The organism is Pseudomonas sp. GW822-FHT07A10, assembly GCF_058798795.1.
Genome location: NZ_JBXAKV010000010.1, coordinates 236,148 through 251,537, shown reverse-complemented (window position 1 = coordinate 251,537; position 15,390 = coordinate 236,148). Strand labels below are relative to the sequence as shown.

Here is a 15,390-nt window from a genome sequence, read left to right as displayed (position 1 = left end):
GTCACTACTCCTCAAGGATCAGCCGTCGTAATTGCTCGACCACATAGTCCTGTTGTTCATCGCTCAGCAGAGGAAACAGCGGCAGGCTGATGGCCTCGGCGTAATAACGTTCAGCCTGGGGGAAATCACCCTCGGCAAAACCCAGGTCGCGATAGTACGGCTGCAAGTGCAGCGGAATATAGTGCAGATTCACCCCGACACCGGCTGCTCGCAAGCCTTCGAACACCTGTCGATGACTGAGGTTGATCCGCTCCGTCTCTAAGCGCACCACGTACAGATGCCACGCCGATTCGGCTTCAGGCTGCGTGCTGGGCAAGGTCAGCGGCAAGTACGCCAGCAACCGGTCGTAACGCGCCGCCAGTTCACGGCGGCGTTCGATAAAGCCATCGAGCTTGTTCAGCTGTGACAGACCGAGGGCCGCTTGCAGGTCGGTGATCCGGTAATTGAAGCCCAGTTCCACTTGCTGGTAGTACCACGGGCCGTGGCTGGGTTCGGTCATCTGCCCGGGGTCACGGGTCATGCCGTGGCTGCGCAGACGCTGCAAGCGCTCGGCCAGTTCCGGGCGATTGGTCAGCACCATGCCGCCTTCGGCGCTGGTAATGATCTTCACCGGGTGGAAACTGAACACGGTCATTGCCGCGAATTCGCCGCATCCCACCGGGCGCCCGGCATAGGACGCGCCGACCGCGTGGGAAGCATCCTCGATCACCGTGAAACCGTAACGCTCGGCCAGTTCGGCGATCATGCGCATATCGCAGCTCTGCCCGGAGAACGCCACCGCCACCAGCACTTTCGGCAGCTTGCCGTCGCGCTCGGCGATTTCCAACTTCGACGCCAAGGTGTAGGCGTCGAGGTTCCAGGTCAGCGGATCGATGTCGATAAAATCTACGTCGGCGCCGCAGTAGCGACCGCAGTTGGCCGAGGCCAGAAAAGTGTTCGGCGTGGTCCATAACCGATCGCCCGGTCCAAGGCCGGCAGCGAGACAGGCAATGTGCAACGCCGCGGTGGCATTGCACACCGCCACCGCGAAATCGGCCTGGCAACGCTCGGCCATGGCCTGTTCGAAACGCTCGATGGTCGGCCCTTGAGTCAGCCAGTCGGACTGCAACACGGCGACCACCGCATCGATGTCTGCCTGATCGAGGCTTTGCCGACCGTAGGGAATCATGCCGACAACTCCGCGTGCAGGTCAGCGATCTGGCCGACCGACAGGAAATGCGGGTTGGTGTCGGAGCGGTACTCGAAGTCTTCGCCCACCGGCCGCCCCTGCTCGCCCAGTTTGTCCACGGCAAAATCCACGTCGACGCTGGTGAAACGGATCGACGGCTGAATGGTGTAGTGATCGTCGAACTCCAGGGTCATGCGCGCGTCGTCCAGCGGCACCATCAGTTCATGGAGTTTTTCCCCTGGACGAATGCCGACGTGTTTATGCGGCAGATGTTCAGCCATGCCCTGCGCCAGATCGACGATGCGAATCGACGGGATCTTCGGCACAAACACTTCACCGCCGTGCATGCGGGCGAAGCTGTCGAGCACAAACTTCACGCCGTGATCGAGGGTGATCCAGAACCGCGTCATGCGCTCATCGGTGATCGGCAGCTCTTTGGCGCCCTCGGCAATCAGTTTGCTGAAGAACGGCACCACCGACCCCCGCGAGCCGGCGACGTTGCCATAGCGCACCACGGCAAACCGGGTTTGTTGCTCGCCGGCAATGTTGTTGGCAGCCACGAACAATTTGTCCGACAGCAACTTGGTCGCGCCGTACAAATTGATCGGGCTGGCAGCTTTGTCGGTGGACAGCGCGACAACTTTTTTCACACCGTTGTCGATGGCCGCGGCGATGATGTTTTCCGCGCCGTTGACGTTGGTGCGGATGCATTCGGTGGGGTTGTATTCCGCCGCCGGCACTTGCTTCAGCGCCGCGGCGTGCACCACGTAATCGATACCGCGCATGGCCTGACGCAAACGGTCGGCGTCACGCACATCACCGATGAAGTAACGCATGCACGGTGCATTGAACGTCTGCTGCATCTCGTACTGTTTGAGCTCATCGCGGGAAAACACCACCACACGCTTGGGCTGGTATTGCTCCAGCAAGCGGCGGATGAAATTGCGCCCGAACGAACCGGTGCCGCCAGAGATGAAAATCGATTTACCGTTGAACATGCCTTGAGTCCTTTTACCTGTCAGCCAGGCTTATGCGAGCAACTGCGCCCAGTTCACGCTGGTCGGTTCGCTGAGAGAAAAGCCCTTGCCGGTCAAGGCCAGGTTCTGGTTGTAGGCTGGGTCCTGTTCGAAGCGGGCGGGCCACTTGTCACGCAGGGCCGCACGGGCCTGTGGTGCATCAGGCAATACGCCCGGGTGCAGCAGCTGCGCTTGTGGCGTCCAGACAGTCAGGTAACCGGCATCGGCGACTTTCAGGCACAGGTCGATATCAGCGAAGGCTTCGTCGAAATGCTCTTCGTCCAGCCCACCGATCGCCTCATACAGATCCTTGCGAATCATCAGGCACGCACCGGCCACCGCCGAATAGTTCTGCTCCACTTGATGGCCATTCAGGTAGCCCTTGGCGTCTTTACGCTCGCCGATAAACACCGAGCCGATATCGCCATTCAAACCCAGGACCAACCCGGCCTGGGTGGTGACACCACGCATGTCCATCAGTTTGGCTCCAACGATACCGACTTCCGGACGCTGAGCCTGGTTGACCAGACTCTCGAGCCAGTTGGCATTGACCACTTCGGCGTCGGCCGACAACAGCACCAGGTAATCACCCTTGGCTTCGGCGCACGCGAAGTTGTTCAGTGCTGGTGTCGTCAAGCGCTGACCACTGCGCAGGACACGGATACGATCGCCCTTACCTTCAAGGCTGCTCAACCAGGTTGCCAATTCTTCAGACTGGCTGTGGTTGTCGGCGATCAGCACTTCGTGGCGCTGATAGCGGGTGCGTTGCAGTACGCTGACCAAGGCTCGTTGCAGAGACTCAAGGTTGTCTTGGCTCTGGAGAATGATCGACACCAGCGGTCGCCCGGCGTGTTGATAGTCGATCTGGTACGTCAGCGGCAGTGCCGAACTGACCTGAGCACGATAGCCACGCGCCGCCAGAGAGCGGGTCAACACCTGACGTTCCTGAGCATTTTCCTCAGAGGCCGGCGCGTTGCAGATCAGCAAAGGTTCGGCCAGATGCGCCAGCCCTGCCAGGCCACCGTCCTCGATCAGGCGCAGCAACAGATCGAACTCCAGAGCCTTGGGGTACTCGCTCGAGAAACCTTTGGCCTGAACCAACACATCACGCTGAATCAACCAGTGCCGCGCCATCAGCGACGGTACGGATTGCAGCAGGTCGAGGTTGACCCCGGGGCGGAACACATCCGCCAGGGCGCCGTTGGCCTGACGCTGAATTTCGTCCATCGCCACCGCACGCACCCCCTCGGCGCCGGTCAGCTCAAGGCTGGCGCGCAGCAACCCGCTGGCGGTGAACTGGTCACCGGCCTCGGCCAGCAGCAGCCAGTCGGCGGTGGACTGAGCGACGATCTGGTTGATGCGCTCGACGTAATTGGTCGTGGTGACTTTGACGAAGTGCACCGTGTCACGCACGGTGGTGGTCGCCGGTAAATCACCGGTGGTAAACACCACCACATTGAACGCCTTGCAGTGGCCACCGACCAGACCGTCGAACGTCGCCTGCAACTTGACCATGTCGGCGTCCAGATCCAGCAGAAGAATACCGAACTGCGGGCCACCGCTGTGTTTGGCCAAATGCGCGGTAATCGATTTGAGTTGCGCGGCATCCGGATTGCGCACATCGAGCCAGCTCAGCAACCGCCCGGACGGCATGTTCTCGAACAGCCGGCGGTCTTGCTGCCCCGGCATAGCGTCCAGGCGCTCGACCCAGGCTTGCAGCTTGAGGCCTTCTTCCGGCTCTTCGCTGTCCTTCAACGACTCTGCCAGGCGCTTGACCACGGCCCGGTTGAACACGTTCAGGCTCAGGGCCTCCCACAACCGGCTACGTACGGTGCGGTCAGTGTCATTGGGGTGAATGCGCATCAGCTCATGCTGCTTGAGCAGGATGCCTTCCAGTTCCTGGAGTTGCACACGACCGGCGGGCATCGCGTGAAGCAGGAATTCGAACTCGGTCAGCAGGTCGAACACCGGTTTGTTGTAGAACGGTATTTCGACGAATTGTTCGGGGCCAAAACTACGAATCGGCTCCTCCCCCGCCTCGCGCCAGGCCGAGCGAATAATCATGGTGCCTTTGAGTGAGCGACCTTCGATCAGGCAATCGGCCATGGCAGCAAAGCTGTCCAGCGCGATCTGCTTGGCCTGGGTTGGTCCCTTGTCGCTGAGTGGCGTCGGAATCGAGGCCAGGAACTCGGCAAACTGCTCGCGCTCGGCAACACTTTTGGCGTCCTTGAAGGTCAGCACCGTCAATACGTTGGTGTTGTGGTCCGAGGCGCCATAATTCATTTCCCGCACGGCGAACGGAATCGGCAGGATCCGCGCCTTCGCGCAGGCCAGCAAATAGAAGGTGTGACCGATTTCCTGCCATTCGAAACCGGTGCCCGCGGGCAGCAGGCTGTACCACTGTTGCAGCAGATCGGTACGGGTAACGGCATAGAACGGCGGCAGGAAATTGTCCATGAACCGCACGACACGGTCTTCGGCCAGCTCTGAGTTGTAGTCCTCATGCACCTTGCGGTCGCGACGGAAGTAGTTCACTTCGGTGGCACGGGTCAGGTACATGATCCCGTAGCCATGGCACAGGCCGTAGTCGGGGTTGGCTTCGAGAAATTCCACCGACTCGGTCAGTGCGCGGTGCAGCAGGAAGTCGTCATCGGCAGCGAACACCATGTACGGCGTGGTGACCTGATTGACGCCATAGGTGAGTTTGTCCTGCAGCCCCTTGTAGGTGTATTGCGGCAAGTGGCGATAGTCGACCGACGGGAAATCCCGGGCCATGTTCTCGTCGCCCTCAGCGGACGAGTCCAGAACCAGAACCGTGCAGGGATAGTTTTTATAGTACTGCAAGGTACGCCGCAGAAACGCGTTCCGGTTGTGGGAAATCACCACCACCGTGAACCGCTCGCTCAGCGGCGCAACGTTGTTTTGAGCACTGTTTTGAACCTGCATCTTTCTATCCCCACAACCGGCCAATCGCCAAGAACCTGAAACTACTTTGGATTGATTAACGAACGCGACGCAGATAACCATCCGGCGCCACGGTGATCAGCAGTTTGTTTTGCATCTGCTGGTCGATCTCGAAGTCCTTGTTTTCTTCCAGATACTTCCACACCGCAGTTTTCGGGTTATCGCCCGGGCCCCATGGACGATCCGGGAAGAAATCGGCTGGCATGTCTTCGACCACGGTGTCCATGACCACGCAGTAGCTGTCCACCGACACCAGTGGTGCGTACAGGCGCAGTTCCTCCAGCACGTGATCGTGGGTGTGGTTGGAATCGAGCACCAGAATGACTTTCTTGCCTTCGGCAGCAGCGCGCACTTGGGCGGCGATGGCCGGGTCAATGCTCGAACCTTCGATCATCGAGATGCGCTTGCTCATCGGGTGACTCTCGATGGCTTCGCGGTTGTGCGGGCGAATGTCGAGGTCGATGCCCAGCACTTCACCGTGGCCTTGCAGCTCCAGCAAAGAGGCGTAGTAGATGATCGAACCGCCGTGGGCGATACCGCATTCGATGACCAGGTCCGGTTTGACCTGCCAGATGATTTCCTGCATCGCCATCATGTCTTGCGGCAGCTGGATGATCGGACGACCCATCCACGAGAAGTGGTAGCTGTACTTGTGTTTGGCCGATTCGTTGAAGAAATCCCGGGCCAGGCCGGTGAGTTTCTGGTCGTCACCCTGCTGGGCGATCTGTTCCCGGCATTCGGCTTCGAAAGCTTTATTGATGGTGTTGTCGGTCATTTTAGAATCTCAATAGTCACTGGAACGAAGCGCTGTCGACGGCGTGATAGACGTAGCGTCCACCAGTCATCCGCTTGATTTCTTCGAGGTAGTTGGAGTTCATCACAAACAGGTTGGCGCCTTCGGGCAAGGCATCCATGGCCTCTTGCGGCGAGGACACCCGCACGCCACTCAGGGGCAGATAACGTCCCTGTTTGGCCGGATTGATATCCACCACGCGATCCACCGCCACACCCGCGCGTTGCAGGAACAGCGAATAAATCACGCCTTTGGACGAGGCGCCCCAGATCGCCGAACCTTGCTCGGGCGCCGCTTGAATGATCTGCACCGCGCGCTCAAGGCTGCTGGTGAAACCGTCCGGCAATGCCAGACGCGGCACCGGTTGTTCCGGCGTCAGGCGCAGCGTGGCCAGGTCGGCGACGATGTACAGGTATTGGCCACCGAACAGGTGACCGGCCTCGTGTACGGTGCCGAACATCCGGCGCAGGTCATCGAGTCGGAAATAATTGACATGTTCGTAGAACAGGTCGAACCAGGCGCGGTGCTCGAGAATCCAGTCAAAGCACGGCACTTCGATGTAGATTTGCCCGCCCTGATTGGCCTCGGCCATCTCGGCAAGAAAACTCACCGGGTCCTGGATATGCTCCAGCACATGCCGCAACACGATAGCGTCCGCCGACAACCCCAGGCCGCGAGTGAACGGCGCCTTGATCACGTCGGCGTTGTCGCCTTCGTAGGCCGGGTCGATGCCGGTGATGGCGTAGCCCAGGCCTTTGAGCAGTTCAAGAAAGTAGCCTTTGCCGCAGCCGACTTCGATCAGCTCCTGCCCCTTGAAGTGGCGGGCAATGATCCCTTCGACATCGCTCAGGTGCTTCTGGAACTGGCCGGAATGCGCCTGCTCGTTCTGATAGTCGGCGTCGTAGCTGAGCTTGTCGGCGTCGAAGGCCTGATTGAAGATCAGCCCGCTCGTCTCGTCCTGCACCAACAACATGTCGGCGCTGGCCGATGCCCTGGCCGACTCCGGGTCGGTAAAAGTACGGTTCTGCAACACCGGCAGGTCGGCGACCCGATACAACTCATGCCTCATGCTCTGCTCCCAGTAGCTGTTGCAAACGGTCCGCCACGCCCCAGAACGCCATCGGTTCATGGGTCGGGTATGGGTAATGGCCCAGGTTCAAACGGATCGACGCGCCACGCTCACGCAACCGCTGTTCGACCAGCGCCCTGACCGATACCGGCTGGCCACTGGAACAATTGATCACGCCATCGAACTCACGCTGTTGCAGGATCGCAGCGAGGTAATGGGCGGCCGTGTCGATCGCCAGGTAATCGCGCAACTGCTCGCCGGCCGACATGTTGAAGCTGTCATCCCCGGCATCAATTGCCCGGTCCAGTGCCGCCAGTAAACTGTTGGGGTTTTGCCCGGCACCGTGCAGGTAGAACAGTCGCGCCCATTGCAGGGCGAAGGGCTGTTGGCGCTGCAGGTTTTCGAGGAACAGACGCAAGGTGTTCTTGGCCAACCCGTAAGGGTTACTCGGCCGCGCCTCGGTCTGCTCGCTGAGCGGCCCGCTCTGCAGGCCATATTCGAAACAGGTGCCGGTGACCAACACCTGCGACACGCCCGCCTCGACCGCGCCTTTGATGAACCGGTAATCGGCCATCAGGTTGTGTTCGAAGTGAAACAGCGCCTGATAATTCGGCAACCCCGGCCAGGCGAGATGCGCCAAGGCATCGACGCCATCGGTCAGCGCGGCGAAGTCCAGGTCGGCGGCATGAACATCCGCGGCCACGAATTCCACGGCGTTGATCCACGGTAATTGCGCGGCGGTCTCGGCGTTACGCGCCACGGCCCGCACCTCGCAGCCACGGGCGAGCAAAGCCGCGACCAGATGTCGGCCGACGAACCCGGTGGCACCGGTCACCAGCACCTTCACAGTACGGTCAACTCAGGCACGGCGATCACGAAACGGCCGTCCCACTGACGCACCTGCGCCAGTTGCTGACTGACTTCGTGCAGCAAATTCCACGGCAACACCAGGATGTAATCCGGTTTCTCCAGATCGATCTGCGCCGGCGAAACGATCGGAATGCGACTGCCCGGCAAGTACTTGCCCTGCTTGTGCGGATTGGCATCAGCCACCCAGGCCAGCAGGTCCGGTTTGACCCCGGCGTAGTTGAGCAAGGTATTGCCCTTGGCCGCCGCGCCATAACCGACCACACGCTTGCCGTCAGCCTTGGCCTGCAACAGGAAGCGCAGCAATTGGTGCTTGATGCCCTCGGCCGCTGGCGCCAGGGTCGCGTAGTACTCGGGGGTTTTCACTCCCGCTGCCAGTTCGGCCTGCAACTGCTGCTGAACGGCTGGCTGCACCTCACGGCGAACACCGTCGGCACGCTGGACGAACACCCGCAACGAACCGCCATGGGTCGACAACTGGCTGACGTCGAACATTTCCAGCCCATTGCGCTCGCACAAGGTCTGCACGGCGGTCAGGGACAGGTAGGAATAGTGCTCGTGATACAGCGTGTCGAATTGCTGCCCGGCCATCAGCGTCAGCAGCTGCGGAAACTCGAACGTCGCCACGCCGGTCGGCTTGAGCAAGGTGGCAAAACCACCGAGGAAATCATTGATGTCCGGGACGTGGGCCAACACGTTGTTGGCGGCCATCAGGTCGGCGGCCCAGCCTTCGTTTTTCAGCTGCGCGGCGGTGTCGCGACCGAAGAACAGTTCGCGAATCTCCAGGCCTTTTTCCCGCGCCGCTTGCGCGGTGCTGCGGGTTGGCTCAACACCCAGGCAAGGGATGCCGCGCCCGGCGACGTACTGCAACAGGTAACCGTCGTTGGCGGCGATTTCCACCACACGACTATCGGCAGTCAGGCCGAAGCGTTCGACCATCTCGGCGACATAGCGCTCGGCATGGGCCAGCCAGGTACTGGAGAACGAACTGAAATACGCATACTCGGCGTCGAACAGACTGTCGGCGCTGGTGTAATCCTCGGTCTGCACCAGCCAGCACTGCTGACACACCGCGACCTTCAAAGGCACCCATTGCTCGGTTTGTTCCAGGCGATCGGCGTGCACATAGGCGTTGGATGGCGGCGAGGTACCGAGATCGATCAGCGGCAAGGCCAGAGGAGTACCGCAACCACGGCAGTTCATAGACACACTCCAGCGAAGTGTTCATCGATCAAGGGATGGCTGGAATCCCTGACCGACAGATTATTGACAGGCAACGGCCAGGCAATCGCCAGCCGTGGATCGTTCACCGACAACCCGCCCTCGTGCGCAGGCGCGTAATCGGCGCTGTGCAGGTAGAGCAATTCGGCGTCATCGGTCAGGGTCTGGAAGCCATGGGCGAACCCGGCCGGGATCAGCAGGCTGCGACCGTCACCGGCCTTCAGGTGCTCGGCGTGCCAGTGCAGAAAGGTTTCGGAATCGGGGCGCAAGTCCACCGCCACATCCCAGACCTCGCCGCGCAGGCAGGTAATCAACTTGGCTTCCGGCGCATCGGCGTTTTGATAATGCAGACCGCGCACACTGCCCCGCTCACGGGTGCAGGAGTGGTTGATCTGGCGGATATGAAACGGCTGACCGAAAGCGCTCAGGCTGCCTTCGCAAAACAACCGGGCGAAATGCCCGCGATCATCTTCGAAGCGTTTGTGCTGCACGCTGAACAGACCGGCCAGCGGCAAGGCTTTCAACAGAAACTCGCTCACAACGCGCCTCGGTACAGGTTCAACTGGTTCAGGGTGACTTCACGCATGTCATCACCGTTCTGCCACGCCAGGTGCCAATCGAGGGTCTGGGTCAGGCACTGCTGCAACGACCAACGCGGTTGCCAGGCCAACCGTTGACGGGCGCGACTGCTGTCCAGGCGCAACAGGCCGGCTTCGTGCAAATCACTCGGCTCGATGCGCAATCCGCGTGCTTGCGGCCAGCGGCTGGCAAGCAACTCGACCACTTCGCCGACGCTGCACATGTCCGCTTCGCTCGGGCCAAAGTTCCACGCGCCGGCAAACGCCGGGCCTTGTTCGTAGAGACCAGCGGCCAATTGCAGGTAACCCGCCAAAGGCTCAAGAGCGTGCTGCCAGGGGCGCACGGCCTGCGGGTAGCGCAGGGTCACTGGCTGGTCGGCCGACCAGGCCTTGAGCACATCGGGAATCAGGCGTTCCGGCGCAAAGTCACCGCCGCCCAGCACATTGCCAGCACGGGCGGTGGCCAACGCCAAGCCATGCTCGGCGTACTTGTCAGCCGGGAAAAACGATGCGGCGTAAGACTGCGCCAACAATTCGCAGCAAGCCTTGCTGCTGCTGTAAGGATCGTGACCGCCCAAAGCTTCGTCCTCGCGGTACGGCCACAGCCATTCCTGGTTGGCGTAGACCTTGTCGGTCGTCACCAAAACACAGGCACGCACGCCGCCGACCTGGCGGATCGCTTCAAGCAGATTGAGCGTGCCCATGACGTTGCTGGAATAGGTTCCGAGCGGATCGCGATAGCCTTCGCGTACCAGCGGTTGGGCCGCCAGGTGCAGGACGATTTCCGGCTGGGTTTCGGCGATCAGTTCCAGCAAGGCGCCGAGGTCACGCAGGTCGCCGCGCTGATCATTGATGCCTTCGTGCACCCGCGCCAGTTCGAACAGGCTCGGTTCGGTGGACGGATCGAGCGAAAACCCGCTGACCTCGGCCCCGAGGCTTTGCAGCCACAACGTCAACCAGCTGCCCTTGAAACCGGTGTGGCCGGTCAGCAGGACACGCTTGCCACGCCAGAATTCCGGACTCAGGCCCATTGCTTCCATGGGGCCTCCCCGCTCTGCCACAGCGCTTCGAGGTGGTTTTTGTCGCGCAGGGTGTCCATCGGGTGCCAGAAGCCTTCGTGCTCGAACGCCTTCAACTGTTCGTCCTGGGCCAGCCGGGTCAACGGCTCGGCTTCCCAGGTGGTCTCGTCACCGCCGATGTACGACAGCACTTTCGGCGACAGCACGAAGAAGCCGCCATTGATCCAGCCGCCGTCGCCACGGGGCTTCTCGGTGAAACCGAGCACCTGATCGCCGTGACGTTCCAGGGCGCCGTAACGGCCTGGCGGTTGTACGGCGGTGACGGTCGCCAGACGACCGTGGGCGCTGTGGTAGTCCACCAGTTGACGGATATTGATATCGGAGACGCCGTCGCCATAGGTGAAGCAGAACGCCTCTTCATCCTTGAGGTAACGGCCGGCGCGCAGCAAGCGGCCACCGGTCATGGTTTCCTCGCCGGTGTCGATGAGGGTGACGCTCCACGGTTCGCTGTAGTTCTGGTGCACGTCCATGCGGTTGTTGCGCATGTCGAAGGTGACATCGGAGGTGTGCAGGAAGTAGTTGGCGAAGAAGTCCTTGATCGCATAGCCCTTGTAACCAAGGCAGATCACGAAGTCATGAATCCCGTGGGCGGAGTACTGCTTCATGATGTGCCAAAGAATTGGCTTGCCACCGATCTCGATCATTGGCTTGGGCTTTAGGTGCGACTCTTCGCTGATGCGCGTACCGAGACCACCTGCCAGAATTACTGCCTTCATCGCTGTCCTCTTGCTCTTCGCACGGCGCGGCAGCCCCCTCAGGGTCGGCGAACCGTCAGACGCACATCATTTACCCGCAGCCACTGGGCCGTTCACGCCTGATTGGGTGAAGGATTTATGGCGATATACGAGGTACTTGCAGGAAGTGAGCCAATTGCCCAGGACAAAAAAAATCGCGGCCTCCGGCGGTCCCCAAGGTGTGAATACATCCCTGAGCCGCCGAGGCCGCGATCTTTTGATGCTTGGAACGCAAGAACGGAATCAGTCCGGCAACCAGCCCCACAACCAGTGATTAAGATTGTCACCACGCAACATGAAATCCCGATGCACCGCCTCACGCAGTTCATCACCCATGCGGTAACTGGCATCCGGATCGGCCAGGTGCATGCGGATCGCCTGCAACCATTCGTCGGTGCTGTTGCTATAGACCTTGGTGCACGGCAAGTGCCCGCGATAGGCCTCGGTGTCGGTGCAGATCACTGGGTATCCGCAGGCACCGTATTCCAGCAAGCGCAGGTTGCTTTTGCAGTCGTTGAAGATATGGAACTCCAGTGGTGCCAGCGCCAGGTCGAGGTTCAGGCTCGCCAGTTTGAACGGGTAGCTCTGCAAGCCGATGGCGGAGTGAAACTCGTGAACATACGGGCGCAAGGCGTCGGGGCACATACCGAAGAACACCCACTCGACTTCGCCCGCCAGTTCGCGCACCACATCGGCAATAATCTCCAGGTCACCCGTGTGGCTGGTGCCGCCACCCCAGCCAACGCGCGGCTTGCTGGAGGTGCGACGGCGGCTGGTCAGCGTCGCCCATGGGTCCGGCGACAGCATGTTCGGCACCACGCGGATTTCGCTGTGCATGCTCGACAAGGCATCGGCCAGCGGTTGAGTGGTGACCACCACCCGGTCGCACAGGCCAATGCCTTCACGCAGCATCTGCTCGGTGTTGACCGGTTTGTTGCGGGCGTGGGTGTTTTTCTTCGGCGCACTGATGATGTAGTCGTCGAGTTCGAAAATCCGTAGCGCACTGGAATACTTTTTCATCCGCAGAATGTCGCCGGCAGCGCCTTCGCTGTAACGCCCTTGCAAGATGATCGTGTCCGGCGACAGGCGCTCGATTTCCACGGTCGACGGCGACTCGTAGGCCACCCGCGCAATCACGCGCCCGGCCGCTTCGAGCTCGGCCAGTGGTGCTGTCACTCGATAGTGGCCAACGGCAGTGCTGTTGACCGGCAGACCGAGTATCAACGGCAAAGCGCGAGTGCAGAACGGGTTCCAGTTATTGCGCAGCGACGGCTCCAGGCTGAAGCTGGAAATCCCAAGACTCAGCGCCGGGCTGTAGGCCGGATCCTTGGCGATCTTCGGCAACCATTTGCGATAGAAGGCTTCCTGCTCAAGCTCGCACAGCGCCAGCGTCGAAGGCTGTGCCGATGATACTTCTTGCGGCATCCACACCACACTGGCGTAAGGCGTCCAGACGACCAGGTAGCCGTCCTTGTTCGCCCGCAAACACAAGTCGACATCGCTAAGGCCTTGGGAATAGGTCACCTCATCGAACTGCTCGAGGTCATCGAACACTTGCTTGCGCACCATCAGGCAGTGACTGCTCACCGCGCTCCAGTTCTGGGTCACGTGCAAACGCTGCATGTAACCGCGAGAACCGGCTGCCTCACCATAAAATGGTGAACCGACCGGCCCCGCCAGCCCAAGAATCAACCCGGCGCTGACGATCGAACCCTCGGGGCTGAGAATGCGGGCACCGACCACACCCACTTCGGGACGCTGGGCGTGATTGAGCAATTCATCCAGCCAGTCACTGTCGCAGATCACGGTCTGCGCACTGAGGAGCAACAAGTACTCACCATGGGCCAGGCTCGCAGCGAAGTTGCGGATCGCCGCGTCGTTGGCGTCACCGGCGTAACGCAGCACCCGCAGCATCGCCGCGCCCAGTTGTGCCATGGCGGCCAGCCAATCGAGCATCGCCGGGTCATCAGTGCCGCTGTCGACAATCAGAATTTCGTATTGGGTGTAAGCCGTGCGCTCGATCAAGCCTTCAATGCAACGCTGCAACGCGTATAACGAATCGCCGGTCTGGATGATGATCGACACCAGCGGACGCGCTGCATGGAGATAGTCGATGCGGTTGATCAACGGCAATGCTTCCTGCCGGATCGCGTGCGCCACACCAATACGATCCAGGTGTGCGCTGACCATACCGGCGTTGCTCTCGATCACTTCGGGCAACGACAACCAGTCGGCGAAGGTCTGGCTCGACTCCACCTGAATCTCGGCAATGTGTTCGATGGTCTGCGGCCCGGCCTCTTCCACCAAACGCCACAACAGATCGTGCGGCGCCAGCTCACCGTGAGCCGGATCGAAACCGCCCAGCGCCATGAAGCGTTGACGCTCGAAGGCCAGGGTTCGGCCGACGTAGGGATAAGCACGCATCAGGTCGAGGTTGAAATCGGGTTTGAACACCGGGTCGGTCGACTCGCCATCGACCAACGCGCCCTCGTCACTGTAGGCACAAAGAATGCCCGGTGACCCCGCAATGCGTTCTGCCAAAATCAACAGAGCAGACTCGCGCAAGGTGTCGCCGGCCCGCAGCAGGCAGAACCAGTGAGCACCTTCCAGCTGCGGCACCACGGCGTTGAGCTGTCGCGCCCAATCGGCCTGGAATGGCAACTGCACCACGCGATCGTCGACGACAATGGATGCATCGGAGAGCACCAATACCGCTTGCGGCGTGTAAAGCTGACCACTGATGCTTTGCAATGTAGTGTTCAGCGCAGCGCTATCGACGCCGCTGTCGATCACGATCGGCACGATCTGCGGACGGAACGCCCAGCTATCGATGCGTTGTGGCAAGAGCCGCTGCTCGACATCGGACAACCTGCGGATCGCCAGCCATTCACGATAAAAATCGGCGTAGCTTTCGCTCTCCCCGCCCACCCGGCCATTCACCACCGTGTTGCGGTTGCCCAGGACACGCACCACACACAACTCTTCCCAGGCGTGGGGCTGCTCAGTGATTTTGTTCAGCTCGATATAGCGCACCCAACCCGACGCCGGAGCCGACTCACCGCTGCGCGCCGCGAGCATCTGCGAAAGCCAGCTCCACTCCATCGCCGCGGCCTTGATCATTTCCGGGGTTTTGCTCAAACGTTCCGGGTACAGGCGTTCGGCACTCAGCACCGTGCTCAGGGACACCAGGTTACCGCGACGCATCAGACATACGAACAAGGCGAAATCGAGCATCGCAACGAAACCGGCGCCTTCCTGAATCAGAGCCGGCAACAGCTCCAGTACATCGGCGCGACGCATCAGGGTCGAACTGAAGTTGCCGAGAAAATTTTTCGGCGTGCCTTCAAAGATCGCCAACATGTCATCGCCCTTGAGCAAGGCGTCGTTCGGCGAAAACCGGCAGTTGTCGACCCGTGGCGGCAGGATGAAATTGCCGGCATCGCTGAGCATTCGCAGGGCAAACACCACGTTCACGTCCGCGTGGTCAATCAGTACCTGCGCCTGCAGTGCAACGCTCGGTGAGAACAGACGGTCGTCATCGCACAGCACTTTGATCAATTCGCCACGGGCTTCTTCCACGCAGCGCAGCACATTTTTCTGCAACCCCAGACGTTGCGGATTACGCAGGTAGCGAATCGGGTGAACCGGTTCGACGAAAGCATCGACAATGCCGCGAATTTCATCATCGGGTGAATCGTCACAGATGACGATCTCGACGTGCTCATAGGTCTGGGCGAGCGCACTTTCCAATGCCTGACTGAAGAAGCGCGGGTTAAAGGCAGGGATGACAATGCTGACGAGGGGGCGTTGATTCACGGCGGGAAACTCTCGAGCGGCGGGCCTCTACCCTTTCAGGCAGAGACCCCGTAACCGCTTGGAAAAAGACGGTTGGCAGCTCGGC

At 60.6% G+C, this 15,390-nt stretch carries 11 protein-coding genes; all 11 read right to left on the bottom strand.

Annotation, left to right across the window (positions count from 1 at the left end; genetic code table 11):
- Positions 1-4: 4 nt before the first annotated feature.
- Positions 5-1,168, bottom strand: coding sequence for a UDP-4-amino-4,6-dideoxy-N-acetyl-beta-L-altrosamine transaminase (gene pseC, locus AC1RL4_RS18645; protein ID WP_493119884.1), 1,164 nt, complete (start codon positions 1,166-1,168; stop codon positions 5-7).
- On the bottom strand, positions 1,165-2,166 hold the full coding sequence (gene pseB, locus AC1RL4_RS18640) for a UDP-N-acetylglucosamine 4,6-dehydratase (inverting) (protein WP_019579558.1): 1,002 nt from the start codon (positions 2,164-2,166) through the stop codon (positions 1,165-1,167). The genes pseC and pseB overlap by 4 nt, the downstream gene beginning before the upstream one ends.
- A gap of 30 nt (positions 2,167-2,196) precedes the next feature.
- Positions 2,197-5,130 (bottom strand): TIGR00180 family glycosyltransferase, encoded by a 2,934-nt coding sequence (locus AC1RL4_RS18635; protein ID WP_230174844.1) that lies wholly within the window; start codon positions 5,128-5,130, stop codon positions 2,197-2,199.
- A gap of 55 nt (positions 5,131-5,185) precedes the next feature.
- The gene (locus tag AC1RL4_RS18630) at positions 5,186-5,923 is read right to left on the bottom strand and encodes a cephalosporin hydroxylase family protein (RefSeq protein ID WP_028939979.1); all 738 of its coding nucleotides are present in this window, start codon (positions 5,921-5,923) and stop codon (positions 5,186-5,188) included.
- A 16-nt stretch (positions 5,924-5,939) separates the two neighbouring features.
- Complete coding sequence (locus tag AC1RL4_RS18625; RefSeq protein ID WP_019579555.1) at positions 5,940-7,010, bottom strand: class I SAM-dependent methyltransferase; 1,071 nt, start codon at positions 7,008-7,010, stop codon at positions 5,940-5,942.
- Positions 7,000-7,857, bottom strand: coding sequence for an NAD-dependent epimerase/dehydratase family protein (locus tag AC1RL4_RS18620; RefSeq protein ID WP_230174846.1), 858 nt, complete (start codon positions 7,855-7,857; stop codon positions 7,000-7,002). Before AC1RL4_RS18620 ends, AC1RL4_RS18625 begins: the two co-directional genes overlap by 11 nt.
- Positions 7,854-9,080, bottom strand: a complete 1,227-nt coding sequence (locus tag AC1RL4_RS18615) for a class I SAM-dependent methyltransferase (RefSeq protein WP_230174848.1) — start codon at positions 9,078-9,080, stop codon at positions 7,854-7,856. The genes AC1RL4_RS18620 and AC1RL4_RS18615 overlap by 4 nt, the downstream gene beginning before the upstream one ends.
- Entirely contained in the window at positions 9,077-9,637 is a 561-nt protein-coding gene (locus AC1RL4_RS18610) for a dTDP-4-dehydrorhamnose 3,5-epimerase family protein (protein ID WP_019579552.1), read from the bottom strand. Before AC1RL4_RS18610 ends, AC1RL4_RS18615 begins: the two co-directional genes overlap by 4 nt.
- Entirely contained in the window at positions 9,634-10,716 is a 1,083-nt protein-coding gene (gene rfbG / locus AC1RL4_RS18605) for a CDP-glucose 4,6-dehydratase (protein WP_026331724.1), read from the bottom strand. Before rfbG ends, AC1RL4_RS18610 begins: the two co-directional genes overlap by 4 nt.
- Positions 10,698-11,471: a glucose-1-phosphate cytidylyltransferase gene (gene rfbF, locus AC1RL4_RS18600; protein WP_019579550.1), complete on the bottom strand. Its 774-nt coding sequence runs from the start codon at positions 11,469-11,471 to the stop codon at positions 10,698-10,700. Before rfbF ends, rfbG begins: the two co-directional genes overlap by 19 nt.
- 261 nt (positions 11,472-11,732) lie before the next feature.
- Complete coding sequence (locus AC1RL4_RS18595; RefSeq protein WP_230174850.1) at positions 11,733-15,305, bottom strand: glycosyltransferase; 3,573 nt, start codon at positions 15,303-15,305, stop codon at positions 11,733-11,735.
- Between the last annotated feature and the right edge of the window lie 85 nt (positions 15,306-15,390).